Genomic DNA, 17,490 nt, shown 5'->3' with positions numbered 1-17,490 from the left:
GACACCCTTCTTATAGCACAGTTTGCGGGGGTGTTCGCAGATTGTCTTATTTGCTCGTATTGCTCTTATTTGACGGTTTTCAGTTGTGCGGCGATCTGTACGGCTTCGACGGAGGCTTCGGCCTTGTTGCGGGTCTCCTGCCATTCGTTGGCGGGGACGGAGTCGAGTACGATGCCGGCACCGGCCTGCACGCTGGCCTCGTGGTCGCGGAGGAAGGCGGTGCGAATGGCGATGGCCATGTCCATGTTGCCGGAGAAGTCGAAGTATCCGACGGTGCCGCCGTAGATGCCGCGGTCCGCGGGTTCGATCTCGTCGATGATCTCCACGGCGCGGGGCTTGGGGGCTCCGGACAGGGTGCCTGCGGGGAATGCGGAGGTGAACACGTCGAATGCGGTCATGCCCTGATGCACCTTGCCGGTGACCGTGGAGCAGATGTGCATGATGTGGCTGAACCGTTTGATGTCCATGAGGGAGACGACCTCAACGCTGCTGGGGTCGCAGACGCGGGAGAGGTCGTTGCGGGCCAGGTCGACCAGCATGATGTGTTCGCTGCGCTCCTTGGGGTCCTCCAGCAGTTCGCGGGCGAGTCGTGCGTCCTCCTCCGGTGTGGCGCCGCGGGGGCGGGAGCCGGCGATCGGGAAGGTCATTGCATGACCGTCCTCGACTTTGATCAGGGTTTCCGGACTGGAGCCGATGACGTTGAAGTCCCTGCCCTGCGCGTCGGTCAGGGAGAAGAAGTACATGTACGGGCTGGGGTTGAGGGTGCGGAGCACACGGTAGACGTCGAAGGGGTCGGCCGGGGAGTCGATGTCCAGTCGCTGGGAGATGACCACCTGGAACACGTCGCCGTCCACGATGTGGCGTTTGGCCGTTTCGACGGCATGCTCGTAGTCCTCCTTGGCGGTGCGGAACCGCAGCTCCGGCTGGGGGACGCTGGGGTCGAGGACGTTGACCTTGGACTCGTTGGTGACGGGGGTGGCCGCATCCCGTTGCATGCGGTCCAGACGACGTACGGCGTCGTCGTAGGCTTCTCCTTCGCGTGTGGGCTGGTCGTCGAAGTTCACCGCGTTGGCGACCAGCCATACGGAGCCGTTCACATGATCCACCACGGCCATGTCCGTGGCCAGGGCGAGGACGGTTTCGGGCTGGCCGGTCTCGTCGGGCGCCTCGGCTCGCAGCGTCGGCTCCCAGTGTCGGATGGCATCCCAGCCGACACTGCCCACAAGACCGCTGGTCAGACTGGGCAGTCCATCAACCCTTGGGGAGGTGAGCAGGCGGAGTGCGGCATGGGCCACGTCAAGCACGTCGCCCTCCGTGGGCACGCCGGTCGGAACGGTGCCCAGCCAGTCGGCCCGTCCCTCGTTTGAACGCAGCTGCGCGATGGAGTTGACACCGATGAAGGAGTACCGGCTCCAGGAGCCGCCGTATTCCGCGGACTCAAGAATGAAGGTTCCGCTCCTGCCTCGGGCGAGACGCTCATAGAAGCCGACCGGGGTCAGCGAATCGGCAAGCAGACGACGCACCACGGGGATCACGCGATACCCCTCGGACGCGAGCGCATGGAACGTGTCACGGTCGGGCCATGTCTGTCCCCAAAGCAGGTTCCTTACGCTGGTTGTGTTCTCGCTCATGCCCGGACCTCCTCGTTGTCGTCCTCCTGATTGCGTTCGCCGATGACCACGGGCAGTGGGCCGCCCTCGTCGAAGCAGGATCGTTTGCCGGTGTGGCAGGCTGCGCCCACCTGATCGACCTCCACCAGCAGGGCGTCGCCATCGCAGTCCAGACGGACGCTCTTCACATACTGCCGGTGGCCGGAGGTGTCGCCTTTGCGCCAGTATTCCTGTCGGGACCGGGACCAGAACGTGACCCGGCCGGTGGTGAGGGTGCGACGGAGGGCCTCATCGTTCATGTAGCCGACCATCAGCACCTCCCTGGTGTCGTACTGCTGGATCACCGCGGCCACCAGCCCTTTGGCGTCTCGTTTCAGCCGCGCCGCGATCCTCGGGTCGAGGCCAGTGGTGTTGTCGTACTCATCCTGCTGCTGTTGCATGCTGCTTCCCTTTGTCATTTCGATCGGTCCATAGATCGTCCGGCGTATCCTCGTGACCGATATGGTCACGTGCCGTCGACGTCAGCGGACCGCGTACCCGTGCGCCGCCAGTTCGGCCTTGACCTCGCCGATGGTGATCTGTCCGAAGTGGAAGACCGACGCGGCGAGTACGGCATCGGCACCGGACTTGATCGCCGGTGGGAAATCCTCGGCCTTGCCGGCACCGCCGCTGGCGATGATCGGAATCGACACCTCGTTGCGTACCTTCTCGATCATGTCAAGATCGAATCCGTTCTGCGTGCCGTCGGCGTCCATGGAATTCAGCAGGATCTCCCCCGCGCCGAGCTGTTCGGCCCGTTTGACCCACCACAGGGCGTCGATGCCCGTGGATTCCCGACCGCCCATCGTGGTGACCTCGAACCCCGACTTCGTGTGGCGCTCGCCGCGTTCCCGTCGGGCGTCCACGGACAGGACCAGCACCTGACGGCCGAACCGGCTGGAGACGTCGCTGATCATCTGGGGATTGTTGATGGCCGCGGTATTGACGCCAACCTTGTCCGCGCCGCATCGCAACAGCATATCGACGTCGTCGACCGTGCGGACGCCACCGCCCACGGTCAGGGGGATGAACAGTTCCTCGGCGGTGCGTCGCACCACGTCGTACATGGTCTGACGGTGCGAACTCGACGCCGTCACGTCAAGGAACGTGAGCTCGTCGGCACCCTGCCGGTAATATTCCGCGGCAAGCTCCACCGGGTCTCCGGCGTCCCGCAGGTTTTCGAAGTGGACGCCCTTGACCACACGCCCAGCATCTACGTCAAGGCATGGAATGACTCTCACCGCCAGCGACATGTTTACCCCTTTGCGCTCGTATCGTGTGCACTGGGAAACAGGTTAACGTCACTATCAGACGGTTCGGTGGTTTCATCGGGGACATGCCCACATGGTGAAACCACCGGTATGTGTCTGGCCTGCCCGGCTCAGAACCGGACGTGACGCTCCATGGTCTTGGCGGCAAGCTGTCCGCAAGCGCCATCGATATCGGAGCCGCGCGTATCACGCAGTGTGGCGGTGATGCCAGCCTTGTGAAGAATGTCGAGGAACGTGCGCTCGTCCTCCGGATCCGAGGCCGTCCACTTGGACCCCTCGATCGGGTTCAGCGGAATCGGATTGACATGCGCCCAGTCGTCACCGTAGGAGTTCAGACGATTCGCGAGCTGACGCGCATGGACGGCCTGATCATTGATGCCCCGCATCAGTGCGTATTCAATGCTCACCCTGCGCTTGGTGGCCAGATAGTAGTCATGGGCGGCATCAAGCACCTGCGTGGTGTTGAACCGGCGGTTCATCGGCACCAGTTCGTCACGCAACCGATCGGTGGGCGCGTGCAGGGACACCGCCAGACGGACCGGAATGCCCTCGGCGGCGAGCTTTCTGATACCGGGAACCACTCCCACCGTGGAGACCGTGATGTTACGCGCCGAAATGCCGAACCCCTCCGGCGCTGGAGCGCTGATCTGACGAACCGCGGACAGTACGGAACGATAGTTGCCCATGGGCTCCCCCATGCCCATGAAGACGATATTGCTCAGACGTCCCGGACCGCCGGCGATATCGCCGTCCCTCATCTGGACGGCGGCGACGCGCACCTGCTCGAGGATCTCGCCGGTGGACATGTTGCGGGTGAGGCCCAGTTTGCCGGTGGCGCAGAACGGGCAGCCCATGCCGCACCCCACCTGACTGGAGATGCACAGCGTGGCGCGATTGGGGTAGCGCATGAGCACCGATTCGATGCGAGAGCCATCGAACAGGCTCCACAGGGTCTTGACGGTCAGGCCCTGATCGGCCTTCTGCTGCAGCATCGGCGTGATCAGCGTGGGGAAGAATGCCTTGGCCGCCGCCGCCCTGGCATTGGCCGGGAAATCGGTGAACTCCTCGGCATTGACATCGAAATGGGAGAAATAGTGGTTGGCAAGCTGCTTGACCCGGAATTTCGGCAGTCCCAGTTCGCCGGCCACGGCGATGCGCTCCTCGGGCGTCATGTCGACGAAATGCACCGGAGGCTTGCCTCGCCGCGCATGATCCTTGGATAGGATGTCCCTGAACGCCCCGTCTGCGCCTCCTGCGGTGATGCCGGTCTCAATCTCCTCGTTCATGCTCTCCCCCACGTGCCTCGATATGTTGGACGTAATGCGGTTTCCAGATCGGCCATCCTATCACAGGTCACAGGCCGGTCGCGGCCAGCGTGATGCAGATGAACGGGGCGGCCATGAGAATGGAATCGACGCGGTCGAGCACGCCGCCATGGCCCTTGAGCAGATGCCCCATGTCCTTGATGCCCAGATCACGCTTGAGCATGGACGCGCACAGATCACCGAACGTACCCACCATGCCGACCAGTACGCCCAGCAGGAGGGGCACCCACCATCGGCTCGACCAGATCGCATGATCGTACGTGGCCAGGAAGATCACCAGCGAACCAAGGAAGCAGAACAGGATGGATCCCAGCAGACCCTCCACCGACTTCTTCGGGGAGATGCGCGGGGACAGCTTGTGCTTGCCCATCCAGGCGCCGAACACGAGTCCTCCGATGTCGCCCAGCGACGGGACGAACACCAGGAAGAACGCATGGGCCACCGGATGCTCCCCCGTCAGCGGCAGTATGATGAAGCACGCCAGAAACGGCACGTACATCATGGTGAACAACGATACGCTGACGTTCGTCAGACGAGATACCCGATGGGATGCGGGGTCGACGTTGAATGACGAGAACTCACGCATCTGCGCATCCGAGCTCGACAGTTTCGACGCCACCGCCATGGACACGCGCTGCCCCACCATGCTCAATCGTGTCGAGGCGGTCAGCGCCACAACGACCAGAGCGACCGAAACCGTTGCCGACATCGCGGCGATATGATTCGGGAATGCGTACGTGGAGACCAAGGTCACGGCGGATGCCAGCCACAGCGTCAACACCGGAATGCGGATGCCCACCGTCGCGAAGTCGACGCGAAGCTCCCACAGGGCCAGAATCATAAAGACGACGACGAGGCCGACGAAGACATCGACGTTGATCAACAGGCTGGCCAGTATCAGTACGACAAGCAGCGCCCCCGTACCTATGGCCTGCGGCATGTTCCTGCCGGTTCGCTTGTTGATGGAGTCGATGGCCTCCTCGGCCTCCTCCTTACGTTTGGATGTGCTCATTGCAGCGATGGTGTAGTCCGATCAGACCTCAAGGATTTCCTTCTCCTTGGCGGCGAACAGCGCATCGATCTCGTCCGTGACCTTCTTGGTCGCCTTGTCGAGATCCTTCTGCAGACGGTTGCCCTCGTCCTCGCCCATGTCGCCATCCTTGACAGCGGCCTCGATGGATTCCTTGGCCTTGCGGCGGATGTTGCGAATGGCGACCTTGCCGTCCTCGGCCTTGCCCTTGGCAAGCTTGACGTACTCCTTGCGACGGTCCTCGGTCAGTTCGGGAAGGGTGACTCGGATCACGTTGCCGTCACGGTTCGGGTTCACACCAAGATCGGAGTCGCGCAACGCCTTCTCGACGGCGGACGCCTGCGACACGTCGAACGGGGTGATGGCGAGGGTGCGGGGCTCGGGAACGCCGATGGTCGCCATCTGCTTGAGCGGAGTCGGAGCGCCGTAATAGTCCACCACGATGCCATTGAGCAGCGCCGGATTGGCACGGCCGGTGCGGATGCCCGCGAAGTTCTCCTTGGTGGACTCGACCGTCCTGCCCATCTGCGTGGTCGCCTGATCGACGATGGTTGCCATATTGTCTCCTTAATGACGGTACGCCAGCGGCGTACAATTGAAATCTTCTCTGGGTGCCGGACTACTTCGTCTCGGAATCGTCCGTGCCCACCAGGGTTCCCAGCGGCTGACCGCTGAGCGCCGCAGTGACGTTGCCGACGCCCTCAAGCCCGAACACGCGGATCTTCATCGCATTGTCCCTCGCCATGGACAGCGCCGACGCGTCCATCACGGCGAGGTTGTCCACAAGCGCGCGATTGTAGCTGAGGCTGGTGAACATCTTGGCCTCGGGATCCTTGTGAGGATCCGCGGTGTACACGCCATCCACGCCGTTCTTGCCCATCAGCACCTCATCGCAATGGATCTCCAACGCACGCTGAATGGACACGGTGTCGGTGGAGAAATACGGCATGCCGGCACCGGCACCGAAGATCACCACACGACCCTTTTCAAGATGGCGAATGGCCTTCAGAGGAATATAGGGCTCGGCGACCTGAGTCATGTGAATCGCGGACTGAACTCGAGTGGCCTGACCTTCCTGCTCGAGGAAATCCTGCAATGCGAGACAGTTCATCACCGTGCCGAGCATGCCCATGTAATCACCTCGAGAACGGTCGATGCCGGCCTGCTGCAGCTGGGCGCCACGGAAGAAGTTACCACCGCCCACGACAATCGCGACCTGGACATTCCGGCGGACGGCCTCCGCGATCTCGGAGGCGATGCGACGGACCACCTGAGGATCGATACCGACGCGACCTCCGCCGAACGCCTCTCCGGAAAGTTTGAGCAGGACCCTACGTCCGTTCTGGTCGCCGCTATGCGCACCATGGGAACAGTTGTCAGACATACCACACCTTTCGTCTGTGCAAAAACCGTATTTAATCGTAACCGCGAACGCTGACATCACCGGGATCGACACTGAAAAAGGCGATCCCGCATACACGGGATCGCCTTTGCTGCTACCGGCGGTGCCGATCACGACACGATGCCGAGAACGGGAGGATCAGGCCTCCTCGCCCTTGCCGACCTCGACGCGGGCGAAGGCCAGAGCCTTGCCGCCAACCTGCTTGAACAGGTCGCCGACGGTCTTGGAAGGATCCTTGACGAACTGCTGCTCCAGCAGCACGTTCTCCTTGAAGAAGGCGTTGAGACGGCCCTCGACGATCTTGGGGACGATCTTCTCGGGCTTGCCCTCGGCCAGGGACTTCTCGGTGGCGACGCGGCGCTCGGACTCGACGATGTCGGCCGGAACGTCCTCACGGGTCAGCCACTGGGCGCCCATGGCGGAGATCTGCAGAGCGGCCTCGTGAGCCACGGAGGCACCGGCCTCGTCGGTGGCGATCATGGCCACGATGCTCGGCGGCATCTCGGCGGACTTCTTGTGGGCGTAGATCTCCACGTGCGGGCCTTCGAGCTTGGCGAACTGACCGAGCTTGACGTGCTCGCCGAACAGGGCGGCGGCCTCCTCGATGGCTTCCTTGACGGTGCCATCCTCGGCGGGAGCGGCCAGAACGGCCTCGACGTTGTCGGCGTTAGCCTTCACGACGTCGGCAAGAATGCCATCGGCGAACTCCACGAACTTCGGGGTCTTGGCCACGAAATCGGTCTCGGAGTTGAGCTCGACGGCGTAACCGACCTGACCGTTGGCGGAGTCGACCACGGTGGAGGCGATGGTGCCTTCCTGAGCCTTGCGGCCTTCACGCTTGCCGGCGGCCTGAATGCCCTTGGCGCGGATGATTTCCTTGGCGCGAGCGACGTCGCCTTCGGCCTCGGTAAGGGCCTTCTTGACGTCCATCATGCCGGCACCGGTGTCTTCACGAACCTGCTTGATGAGAGCGGCGGTGATCTTTGCCATAGCTTGTTGTCTCCTCAGTACATAGGCGGCCGTGTTGTCACGACCGTTACCATCATAGACATCAGCCGTCCCCTTTTCGGCGGACGGCTGAACGTCAGGTCACTCGGCCTTGGATTCCTCGGCGGCTTCGGCGGCGGGCGCCTCGGCGGCACCGTCCTTCTTTAGCAGCTCGGTCTCCCACTCGGCCATCGGCTGGGCGTCGGCCTTGCCGTCAGCCTTGGCTGCGGCCTTGCCGGAACGCTCCAGCAGACCATCGGCCACGGCGTCGGCCATCAGGGAGGTGAGCAGCTCGACGGCGCGGATGGCGTCATCGTTCGCCGGGATCGGGTAGTCCACCAGATCGGGGTCGGTGTTGGTGTCGACCAGAGCGACCACGGGGATGTGCAGCTTGTGCGCTTCCTCGACGGCCAGGGACTCCTTGTTGATGTCGACCACGAACAGGGCCGAAGGAGTGCGGTTCATGTTGCGGATACCGCCAAGCTGCTTGACCAGCTTGTCCTTTTCACGCTCGAGGAGCAGCAGCTCCTTCTTGGTCAGACCGGAGGAGTGGACATCGGAGAAGTCCATTTCCTCGAGCTCCTTCATGCGGGCGACGCGGGTGCTCACGGTCTGGAAGTTGGTGAGCATACCACCGAGCCAACGCTCGGAGACGTACGGCATGTTGACGCGGGTGGCCTGGGCGCTGATCGCCTCGGCGGCCTGCTTCTTGGTGCCGACGAACAGAACGGTGCCGTTGTGGGCGACGGTCTGCTTGATGAAGTCGTAGGCCTTGTCGATCAGGTCGAGGGACTTGAACAGATCGATGATGTGGATGCCGTTGCGCTCCATCAGGATGTACTGCTTCATCTTGGGGTTCCAACGGCGGGTCTGGTGTCCGAAGTGAACGCCAGCCTTGAGCATCTGGCTCATGGTGATCTGTGCCATGATATACCTTTCTTGTCGGTTCTTTCCTGGCCATGCGCGCCTGCGTGCAACTTCCTCGAGGAAGCCGACCGACACAGGCCGTCGCCGGCATGGCGCGTATTCACGTGCCGGTTAGGGAATAATGATTGGGTGATCCATGTCTGCGACTACATGGACACGCCGAATTGGCACGCAAGGCAAGACTTTATCATGAGACACGCCGCGTGTCATCTGGAGCGCATGAGGCGCAACGCCTCGCGCCGCTCCTCCTTCTCCAGACGGTCAAGGTACACATGCCCGTCAAGGTGATCGCACTCATGCTGCAGCATGCGCCCCATGAGCCCCTTGCCTTCCAGCACCACCCTCTTGCCTTCCAGATCGATGCCGGTCACACGGGCATAGTCGGCGCGACGGGTCTTGTACCACAGGCCGGGAACCGATAGGCAACCCTCGTCGCCATACTGTTCGCCGCTGGTCTCCTCCAGTACCGGATTGAGCACGTACCCGATCGTTCCTTCGATGTTGTACGAGAACGCGCGCAGTCCCACACCGATCTGGTTGGCGGACAGCCCCGCACGCCCGGGATCGTTCACGGTCTCCAGCAGATCCGTCACGAGTCGTTCAATCGCCGGAGTGATCGTCGTGATCTCGTCGCACGGAGTGCGGAGAATCGGATCGGGGACCACTCTGATCTGCCTGATAGCCACTGGTCATTGCTCCTTATCGTTGGTCTTCTCGGCATTGTCGCCATCTAGAGTACCGGACTCCCCCGCCCTCGGGTCCTTCTCCTGATCCTCGTCGAGAGTCTTGAGCCGTCGTGACACGGCATTTAGGGAATCACCCACGCTCTTCGCCTGATCAATCATCGGCTCCAGGCGTTCTCCCGCCTCCTTGATGCGGGGAATGGCGGTCTCCTGAACCTTTTCAAGGAACTGGGCCGACGCCGTGGGCTGAGCGGTCTTCGCCCCCGCCTTGGGCGCATACAGCACCTTGTCGATGACATCGGCGTACCGCTTCAGCACCGCGGGGCGAACAACCTTCATGCTGGGGGTGAGGGTGCCCTCCTCCTGATTGAAATCATGGTCGAGGATCGCGAACTTGCGGACGGACTCCGCGCGGGACACGGTGGCGTTCGCCTGGTCCACATACTGCTGGATAAAGGCCCTCACCGCGTCGCTGTCGGCGATCTGCTCCGGCGTCATGGTCTCGTCAAGGCCCTGTGCCGCCATCCAGGATGCCAGCATATCCGGGTCCAGTGCGATCAACGCGGAGATGAACGGTCGGCCATCTCCGATCACGACGGCATGCGAGACGATCGGACACGTGGCGATAGTGTCCTCCAATGGCGCCGGGGAGACGTTTTTGCCGCCGGCGGTGATGATGATGTCCTTCTTGCGTCCGGTGATGAAGGTGAATCCCCGATCATCGATGCGCGCAAGATCCCCCGTGTGCAGCCAGCCGTCGGGTTCCAGCACCTCGGCAGTGAGCTCGGGCTGCTTGTAGTATCCCAGAAACACGCTGGCGCCGCGGATCATCAGCTCGTCATCATCCGCCAGCTTCACCTCCATGCATCCGGGAAGACCGACTGAACCGATCTCATTCGCGTCCTGGAAGTTCACCATGCACGGAGCCGCCGTTTCGGTCATGCCGTAGCCCTGAATGAAGGTGATGCCATCGAATCCGTTGAAGAAGTGGGCCAGATCCGTATTCAGCGGCGCTCCACCGCAGGCCAGATACTTGAGGTTCGGCCCGAGTGCGGAACGGATCGAAGAGCCCACGGTCTTCATATAGAAAGCGTGCAGGATCCGGTCGATGATCGAATGACGTCCGTTCTCCTGCTCCTGCTTCGACCACTGGACGAAGTGGCTGACGGCCTTGGCGAAGATTCGACCGCTCATCCCGGTGCCGGCCTTCTGCGAAGCGGCGTTGTACACCTTCTCGAAGACTCGCGGTACACCAAGAAGATACGTGGGCTTGAAGCCTCGCAGATCCGCCAGCAGGTGCTTGGCTCCCGGAATGTAGCCGACCACACCGTGCGATCCGATCGCCACATACTGGATGTATCGTGCGAAACAGTGCGCAAGAGGAAGGAACAGCAGCAGCCTGCTGGGCTGGTAGAGCATGTCGTTCAGCACCTCATATCCGTTGAGCACGGTATGGGTGAAGTTGCGGTGTGACAGCATGGCGCCCTTCGGCTTGCCCGTCGAACCCGACGTGTAGACGATCGTGGCGAGATCGTCGGCCTTCACGTGGGAGATCGCATCATCCAGTTCGTCATCGGTCACCGACCTGCCGAAGTCGGAGATCGCGGCGATGCCATCGGCCTTGAAGTTGAACACGTACTCCAGCGAATTGTGATCCTTGCGAATCAGCTCAAGCGTCTGCGCGTGATCGTGATCGCCGGCGAACGCAAGACGGGGCTCGACGTCCTCGATGATGTTCTCGGCCTGTTTGGCGGAGTCGGTCTCATAGATCGGCACGCTCACCACGCCGATGGACGCACACGCGAAATCAACAACACCCCACTGGTAGCACGTAGGGGAATAGATCACGATGCGGTCCCCCGGACGGACGCCAAGGCCCATAAGCCCCTTCGCCACCCCGCGGACCGAGTCCAGCATCTCCCCCGCCTTGACGTCACGCCACTGTCGTGACTCATCCTGCCACTGGGCGATGAGATCGTCGGGATCACGTTCGACCCTGTTGGCGAGCAGCGAATAGATCGTATCCTTTTCCGTGGTGGGACGAATGACATCCACCGAATATTCACGCAGCATAGGCACCATCATAGCTTTACCGCCGTCAGCTTCGGAACATGCCACAACAGGGGGACCGGCGGAAATCCGGAATCGGTCAGCCGAAATCCAACGTCGTGCACACCCAACGTCCGCCTTTGCGGCGCAACACCAGACTCACCTGATAGTCGTCATATCCGACCGACAACCCCACACATGCGTCGAAGCAGTCACGATTGACCACCGTCCCGAACAAATAGGCGGGAACCGACGGCATGTGCCGATGCAGCGGCCCCTCATTGGAATCGGACTGCATCAGCTGGGACAGATACAGAATGCGGTCAAGACTGTTGTTCGACACGAACCGTTCCAGCATGCGCCCAGGAAGACGCCCACGGATGACATCAGCCCCCAGGCAGGCCAACCGGCATGCCTTGACGGCAAGATCCATACTCTCCTGAACACTGATGTCCCTAGGCACGAGACGACTGACACGCATGCGCACACCGCCTTCTGCGTTCTCGCCATAGAAGTTCGGTACGACAAACGATATTGCCATGCCTTCCTCATTGAAGTTCGGCATGCGATTCGACGCTGAATCCGGATTCTTATCCTTCATCTCTCTTCTTTCCTGGGACGACCCTGCTACGAGCGAACTACCCGCAACGTCTCCCGTCATGCATAGGATGCCCCCTTCCCCACCTTCTGGTCAACTCACACTTCATAAAATGTGGACAAATCCTGAGATATTACTGGATTCTGTCTGCAAGATCACATTTCCAGCAATTATTCGACGGCGATCAGCACCGGCGCCAATCACAGAACAACATGATGTTCAGCAATGATCAGAGTCCGGCATCCGCCGCACTGATATACCCCGGATCGATCAGTGCGCTCTTGAGATTGCCCGCCGAAACATTCTGCAATGACAGATGAATGGTGGAGACATCAACACCGTTCATCTCGGTATTGCCGGACAAGGGCAGATCCTTGACATCACCGAGCTTCTCGCCGGTATTCAACGCGGCGCTCGCCATGGCTATGGCCTTGGCGTAATCATCGCGACGCTCCAGACCGGTACTCCACTGCTGGCCATTGACCACCGAGGACAGGTTCGAAAGGTACGTGCCATACCCGGTCACGATCGGCCAGGCCGGATCGTCGACCGGCTGCCGCTGCCCATCGGACGAGGTCCCGGAACCGTCCCCGGAGCCACCATCGACGCTCTGCTGCGATCCCGACATCTTCTGCGGCTCGGGAACCTTGTTCTTTTTGAGATCCTTGTTCCCAGCAATGTTATCGACGATCCCGCCGATGGTGATCTTCGGATTGATGTCGGCCGAAGTACCCTCATAGCCAAGATCCGAAAGCGCGGACAATACCCCCGACGCGACAAGATCGTTCATGGCGAGAACGCCATCAATGGGCACATGCGCATTTTCGGAGTCCGATTTCAGACGCTCGGTCAGCACCGACCTGGCGGAGTCCTTATCGGTGCCGGAGAAGGTCACCCGGCTCCAACTGTTTTCATCGCTTTCCGTGGTGAGGAATCCGGATGGGCTGATCGCGGCACCGGACTTGAAGTAGGGACCAAGTACCTCCCATATGCCGGCGAAGGCCTCCTGATCGGCCGTGTCGTCGCCGTTGGAGGGAAGCAGGATCTCGATGCTCCTCGGATTGTCGGCAGTCGCCTTGGACAGTTCAAGCTTGTCGGAGAGCAGTGTGGCCTGGGTATGAGCGATCTCCCGAATGCTCGACATGCTGACGTAGGCGTCGGGAGCATATCCTTCGATGGTGTTGGCCACCATGATCACGTGGATTCCCGCATCCTTCGCCTTGGTGAGGGCGGCGGACAGATTCGCCGCCCGTCCAGCCTGATCGATGTCGTCGGGGTTGCCGGAGGAGGCGTCCGCCTCCGTAGGCAGCGACTGTGAGACGTAATCCCCATACTGCCGTGTGATGTCATCAGGCTGCGCGACCGGCGCGATGATGATCGTGGACGGACGGGCATCATCACCGTGTCGATCGATGTAGTCATTGATGGACTTGGTCTGGTCATCAATGTTCTTGGACTTGACGGACGTGACATCCTTGTCGGCGAAACCATCGTCGGTCAATGCATTTTCCAGAGCGGAATTCAGCTTGGTCCACTTGTTCAGCGGAGTGCTCTGCGAAAGGGTGATCCCGTCATCGGGCAGGAAAACCGCGACCTGCCCCGTGTCAACGGTCGAGGAGGACGACGACTGCGTGGGGGATGGTGCCGGACTGGGAGCCTGCTGCTGCCCACAGGCCGAAAGCGACCATATCATCATCGTTCCGGTCAGCAGCGCAATAATCTTCGCGCCCCAATCGTTCCTTCCGCGCACAACATCACTTCCTTCGGTAAGGCTCGGGAGCATCCCGTGTCCGTCAAAGCCGACTATGGGCATTCTAGGGCATTTTACCGACGCGGAAAAAACGAGTGCCGGCCGATGACAGCATCGGTCGGCACTTGTTATGAGGACCACCATCGAAGTGCTCATGGCGGCAGTCACGAGCACTTCGTCCACGATCAGGCGAGCGCCTTGGCGAGTTCCTCGTCGAGAGCGTCCATGAATCCTTCGGTATCCAGCCAGGGCTGATCCGGTCCGATGAGCAGTGCCAGATCCTTGGTCATGCGGCCGGATTCGACGGTGGAGACGATGACGTGTTCCAGTGTCTCCGCGAAATGCGCGACTTCCGGCGTACCGTCGAGCTTGGCGCGGTGCTTGAGACCACCGGTCCACGCGTAGATGGATGCGATCGGGTTGGTCGAGGTTTTCTCCCCCTTCTGCCAACGGCGATAGTGGCGGGTCACCGTGCCATGAGCGGCCTCTGCCTCGACGGTCTCGCCGTCGGGGGTCATCAGCACGGACGTCATCAGTCCGAGCGAGCCAAAGCCCTGGGCGACGGTGTCGGACTGCACGTCGCCGTCATAGTTCTTGCATGCCCATACATAGCCACCGTGCCATTTCAGCGAACTGGCCACCATGTCGTCGATCAGACGGTGCTCGTAGGTCAGCCCCTCCTGCTCGTAGCGTGCCTTGTATTCCGTTTCGTAGATCTCTGCGAACAGGTCCTTGAAACGACCGTCGTAGGCCTTCAGAATCGTGTTCTTCGTGCTCAGATATACCGGGTAGTGGCGCAGCAGGCCATAGTTGAAGCAGGCGCGAGCGAATCCCCTGATGGATTCGTCGAGGTTGTACTGCACCTGTGCCACACCGGATCCGGGGTAGTCGAACACAACGTGTTCGATTGGTTCGCTGCCGTCTGCGGGGGTGAAGGTAATGGTCAGTCGGCCTTCGCCGGGAACGCGGAAATCAGTGGCCTTGTACTGGTCGCCGAATGCGTGACGGGCCACGACGATCGGCTTGGTCCAGCCCGGAACCAAACGGGGGATGTTGGAGATGACGATCGGCTCGCGGAAGATGGTGCCACCGAGAATGTTACGGATCGTGCCGTTGGGCGACTTCCACATCTTCTTGAGGCCGAATTCCTTGACGCGGGCCTCATCCGGGGTGATGGTGGCGCACTTGACTCCCACGTGCTCACGTTGAATGGCCTTGGCGGCATCGATGGTCACCTGATCATCGGTGGCATCACGGTTCTCGATGCCAAGATCGTAGTAATCGAGATCAACGTCGAGATAAGGAAGGATCAGACGGTTCTTGATGTCCTTCCAGATGACTCGGGTCATCTCGTCGCCGTCGAGTTCGACGACCTTGCCTTTGACTTTGATTTTCGCCATGAACGTTGCTCCTTTTGCTAAGGCACGATCATTGATTTGCTCACAATGACAGTGTCTTTCATACATGATTCATGTTTCGTCCGTCAGAAACGTCCATAAAACACGGAATATGCATGTTCCCGTCGCTACGCCGCATTAGCCTAGGTTGCATGACCCAAGAGACTGAAATCGGCCTGGGCAAGTCCGGCCGCATGTGCTATTCGCTGGATGATGTCGCCATTGTCCCCTCCCGTCGAACCCGCGACCCCGAGGACGTGTCCACCTCCTGGCAGGTTGACGCCTATGAGTTCGACATCCCAGTCATCGGAGCTCCGATGGATTCCGTGATGAGCCCCAGGACCGTCATCGAGCTTGGACGGCTTGGCGGATTGGGTGTGCTTGATCTCGAGGGATTGTGGACCCGCTACGATGATCCGGAACCGCTGCTCAAGGAGATTGCTGAGGCTCCTGCCGAGGAGAGCACCGCCCGCATGCAGCAGCTGTACACTGCGCCGATCAGAGCGGATCTCATCACGCAGCGTCTGCATGAGATCCGTGAGGCCGGTGTCACCGTCGCGGGCGCGTTGACACCGCAACGCACTCAGGAATTCTATTCCACAGTGATCGAAGCTGGCGTCGATCTGTTTGTGATTCGCGGCACCTCGGTGTCTGCCGAACATGTCTCTCGCACGCATGAGCCGCTGAATCTGAAGAAGTTCATTTATGAGCTTGATGTGCCGGTGATCGTCGGTGGTGCCGCTACCTATCAGGCCGCTCTGCACCTCATGAGGACGGGAGCGGCCGGCGTGCTCGTGGGCATCGGCGGAGGTGCCGTTTCCACCATGCGTACCACGATTGGCATGCATGCCCCGATGGCCACCGCGATTGCCGATGTCGCTGCGGCGCGCCGTGACTACATGGATGAGTCCGGTGGCCGTTACGTGCACGTCATCGCCGACGGCGGTACCGGCACTTCCGGCAATTTCGTCAAGTCCTTCGCGCTGGGTGCCGATGCGGTCATGCTGGGCGTGCCGCTAGCACGTGCCATCGAAGCTCCCGGTCATGGAGAGCACTGGGGGGCCGAGGCCCGGCATGCCGAACTGCCTCGTGGCCGTCGTTATCATGTGGGCACGGTCGGCGACATGGATCAGATTCTGTTCGGACCGAGTAACCGTACCGACGGCTCGATGAACTACATCGGTGCGCTTCGTCGAGCTATGGCGTATACCGGCTACATCGATGTGAAGGAATTCCAGCGCTGTGGCGTGGTGGTCACTCCCTACGAGCAGATCTGAAACAGCTGATTCCGTATAATCACCAACTGCATATATGACGTGGTTGCATGCTCTGGGGCATGCGACCACGTTTGTGTTTGTGCAGCATCAGTTCATTGAATGGCTGAGGCGTCATCGACCGGTTTCAGTGCGATTCGTTGCTGCCTGACCGCATGCTCCGGATTCCGATATCGTTGTTTTCCCTCCCGCAATCCCCAATGAAGGCATTGACCATCGCAATGATCGGAATGGCCGTCGACTTTGCCGAACTGCTCTCCCCTGCGTAGTGCCGTGCCAACGGGCAATGTTGTCGTCGCAGGCTCGTACGTGGTTGAGAGACCGTTCCCATGATCGATAGTCAGCACATTCTTTCCCCCCACCTGTCCGGCAAAGACAAGGGTTCCGTCTGAAGGGGCTACCACAACGACGCCATACGATACCTGAAGGTCCACGCCACGATGGCCGGGCAGCCATGGCTGCGCTGGATTATCAAAGTCTCGCACGATCATGGGAGATGATTTTGACTCGATCGGCCAGACAAACCCCAAGCCGCAACCTGACATGACTTGCGTGGCTTGCACCTCGGTATACGGAAACGCGATAAACCCCATGGACACCATGAGAACCAACAGTAGCCCCGTGGTCAGGTTTCTTCGTCGTCGCTGGCGCTCGCGATGCGCTCCCCAGATCAGCCGGCGCAACATCCTACGACGCTCATCATCCCTGTTCATTGTGGTCCTCCTTGAAATGGACGTGTCATTCAAGGCAACCGAATCGGTGATGAAAAGTACAGATCAGCCGGACAATGTGGTCGAATGTCCCCTCCTCCGATTTGCAGACAGACGCACACCCAATGCTGAAACCATGAATAAAGAACGGATCTTCATATCTGAATGTGTAGCTGCTAGCCGCGCCAATGCGCCGAAGGGAACGCAAAAACGAAAACGCACAAGAGGACTCAGCTTACTCAACTGCTACGGACCAGTCTGAGGTATGGCAAGACGGATGCCTATATCACCGGTAAAACGGGAAAACGCAAATGGAAAGTCCGAGCACAGTAAGTCCCATTATGGGTTATAGGGTTATAGGACAGAATTTGGGGGTGTTGTCCGGGTATGCAAAGGGGTTCCTGACGGTCATGCCGTCAGGAACCCCTTCCAAGAATG

16 protein-coding genes are annotated in these 17,490 nt (G+C 60.6%); 1 reads left to right on the top strand and 15 read right to left on the bottom strand.

Features of this window, described 5'->3' with window-relative positions:
• Window positions 1-65: 65 nt before the first annotated feature.
• From EP30_RS05005 to EP30_RS04940, 14 genes are all read right to left on the bottom strand, one after another.
• Window positions 66-1,631 (bottom strand): anthranilate synthase component I, encoded by a 1,566-nt coding sequence (locus EP30_RS05005; protein ID WP_140556688.1) that lies wholly within the window; start codon window positions 1,629-1,631, stop codon window positions 66-68.
• Window positions 1,628-2,050 carry a phosphoribosyl-AMP cyclohydrolase gene (gene hisI, locus EP30_RS05000; protein ID WP_094664600.1) on the bottom strand — a complete coding sequence of 141 codons (423 nt, stop codon included), beginning with the start codon at window positions 2,048-2,050 and terminating at the stop codon, window positions 1,628-1,630. Before hisI ends, EP30_RS05005 begins: the two co-directional genes overlap by 4 nt.
• An 81-nt stretch (window positions 2,051-2,131) precedes the next feature.
• Window positions 2,132-2,902 (bottom strand): imidazole glycerol phosphate synthase subunit HisF, encoded by a 771-nt coding sequence (hisF, locus tag EP30_RS04995; protein WP_140556683.1) that lies wholly within the window; start codon window positions 2,900-2,902, stop codon window positions 2,132-2,134.
• 128 nt (window positions 2,903-3,030) lie between these two features.
• A complete protein-coding gene (gene rlmN / locus EP30_RS04990; RefSeq protein WP_140556681.1) occupies window positions 3,031-4,206 on the bottom strand; it encodes a 23S rRNA (adenine(2503)-C(2))-methyltransferase RlmN in 1,176 nt (391 codons plus the stop codon).
• A 67-nt stretch (window positions 4,207-4,273) separates the two neighbouring features.
• Window positions 4,274-5,257 (bottom strand): phosphatidate cytidylyltransferase, encoded by a 984-nt coding sequence (locus EP30_RS04985; RefSeq protein WP_140556679.1) that lies wholly within the window; start codon window positions 5,255-5,257, stop codon window positions 4,274-4,276.
• Between the two features lie 21 nt (window positions 5,258-5,278).
• Window positions 5,279-5,833, bottom strand: a complete 555-nt coding sequence (frr, locus tag EP30_RS04980) for a ribosome recycling factor (RefSeq protein ID WP_094664608.1) — start codon at window positions 5,831-5,833, stop codon at window positions 5,279-5,281.
• 61 nt (window positions 5,834-5,894) lie between these two features.
• The gene (gene pyrH / locus EP30_RS04975) at window positions 5,895-6,659 is read right to left on the bottom strand and encodes a UMP kinase (RefSeq protein ID WP_094664610.1); all 765 of its coding nucleotides are present in this window, start codon (window positions 6,657-6,659) and stop codon (window positions 5,895-5,897) included.
• 156 nt (window positions 6,660-6,815) lie between these two features.
• On the bottom strand, window positions 6,816-7,667 hold the full coding sequence (tsf, locus tag EP30_RS04970) for a translation elongation factor Ts (RefSeq protein ID WP_094664612.1): 852 nt from the start codon (window positions 7,665-7,667) through the stop codon (window positions 6,816-6,818).
• A gap of 99 nt (window positions 7,668-7,766) precedes the next feature.
• Window positions 7,767-8,591: a 30S ribosomal protein S2 gene (rpsB, locus tag EP30_RS04965; protein WP_094664614.1), complete on the bottom strand. Its 825-nt coding sequence runs from the start codon at window positions 8,589-8,591 to the stop codon at window positions 7,767-7,769.
• A 206-nt stretch (window positions 8,592-8,797) separates the two neighbouring features.
• Complete coding sequence (locus tag EP30_RS04960) at window positions 8,798-9,277, bottom strand: peptide deformylase (RefSeq protein WP_094664616.1); 480 nt, start codon at window positions 9,275-9,277, stop codon at window positions 8,798-8,800.
• A 3-nt stretch (window positions 9,278-9,280) separates the two neighbouring features.
• A complete protein-coding gene (locus EP30_RS04955) occupies window positions 9,281-11,347 on the bottom strand; it encodes a long-chain fatty acid--CoA ligase (protein ID WP_094664618.1) in 2,067 nt (688 codons plus the stop codon).
• A 76-nt stretch (window positions 11,348-11,423) separates the two neighbouring features.
• Complete coding sequence (locus tag EP30_RS04950) at window positions 11,424-11,924, bottom strand: hypothetical protein (RefSeq protein WP_094664620.1); 501 nt, start codon at window positions 11,922-11,924, stop codon at window positions 11,424-11,426.
• A gap of 226 nt (window positions 11,925-12,150) precedes the next feature.
• Window positions 12,151-13,671 (bottom strand): substrate-binding domain-containing protein, encoded by a 1,521-nt coding sequence (locus tag EP30_RS04945; protein WP_158216884.1) that lies wholly within the window; start codon window positions 13,669-13,671, stop codon window positions 12,151-12,153.
• Between the two features lie 185 nt (window positions 13,672-13,856).
• Window positions 13,857-15,071, bottom strand: coding sequence for an NADP-dependent isocitrate dehydrogenase (locus EP30_RS04940; RefSeq protein ID WP_140556676.1), 1,215 nt, complete (start codon window positions 15,069-15,071; stop codon window positions 13,857-13,859).
• A 149-nt stretch (window positions 15,072-15,220) separates the two neighbouring features.
• On the opposite strand from EP30_RS04940, the gene EP30_RS04935 reads away from it, so the two are divergent.
• Window positions 15,221-16,345 (top strand): GuaB3 family IMP dehydrogenase-related protein, encoded by a 1,125-nt coding sequence (locus EP30_RS04935; RefSeq protein WP_094664626.1) that lies wholly within the window; start codon window positions 15,221-15,223, stop codon window positions 16,343-16,345.
• A 92-nt stretch (window positions 16,346-16,437) separates the two neighbouring features.
• Here the strand turns inward: EP30_RS04935 and EP30_RS04930 are convergent, their stop codons facing one another.
• On the bottom strand, window positions 16,438-17,055 hold the full coding sequence (locus EP30_RS04930) for a M23 family metallopeptidase (protein ID WP_094664628.1): 618 nt from the start codon (window positions 17,053-17,055) through the stop codon (window positions 16,438-16,440).
• Window positions 17,056-17,490: the final 435 nt, after the last annotated feature.

The organism is Bifidobacterium sp. UTCIF-39 (assembly GCF_006408715.1).
In the GTDB taxonomy this organism is placed as follows: Bacteria; Actinomycetota; Actinomycetes; order Actinomycetales; family Bifidobacteriaceae; genus Galliscardovia; species Galliscardovia tissieri.
The sequence above is the reverse complement of the archived record's forward strand: the minus strand, read 5'-3'. Positions and strand labels throughout refer to the sequence as shown.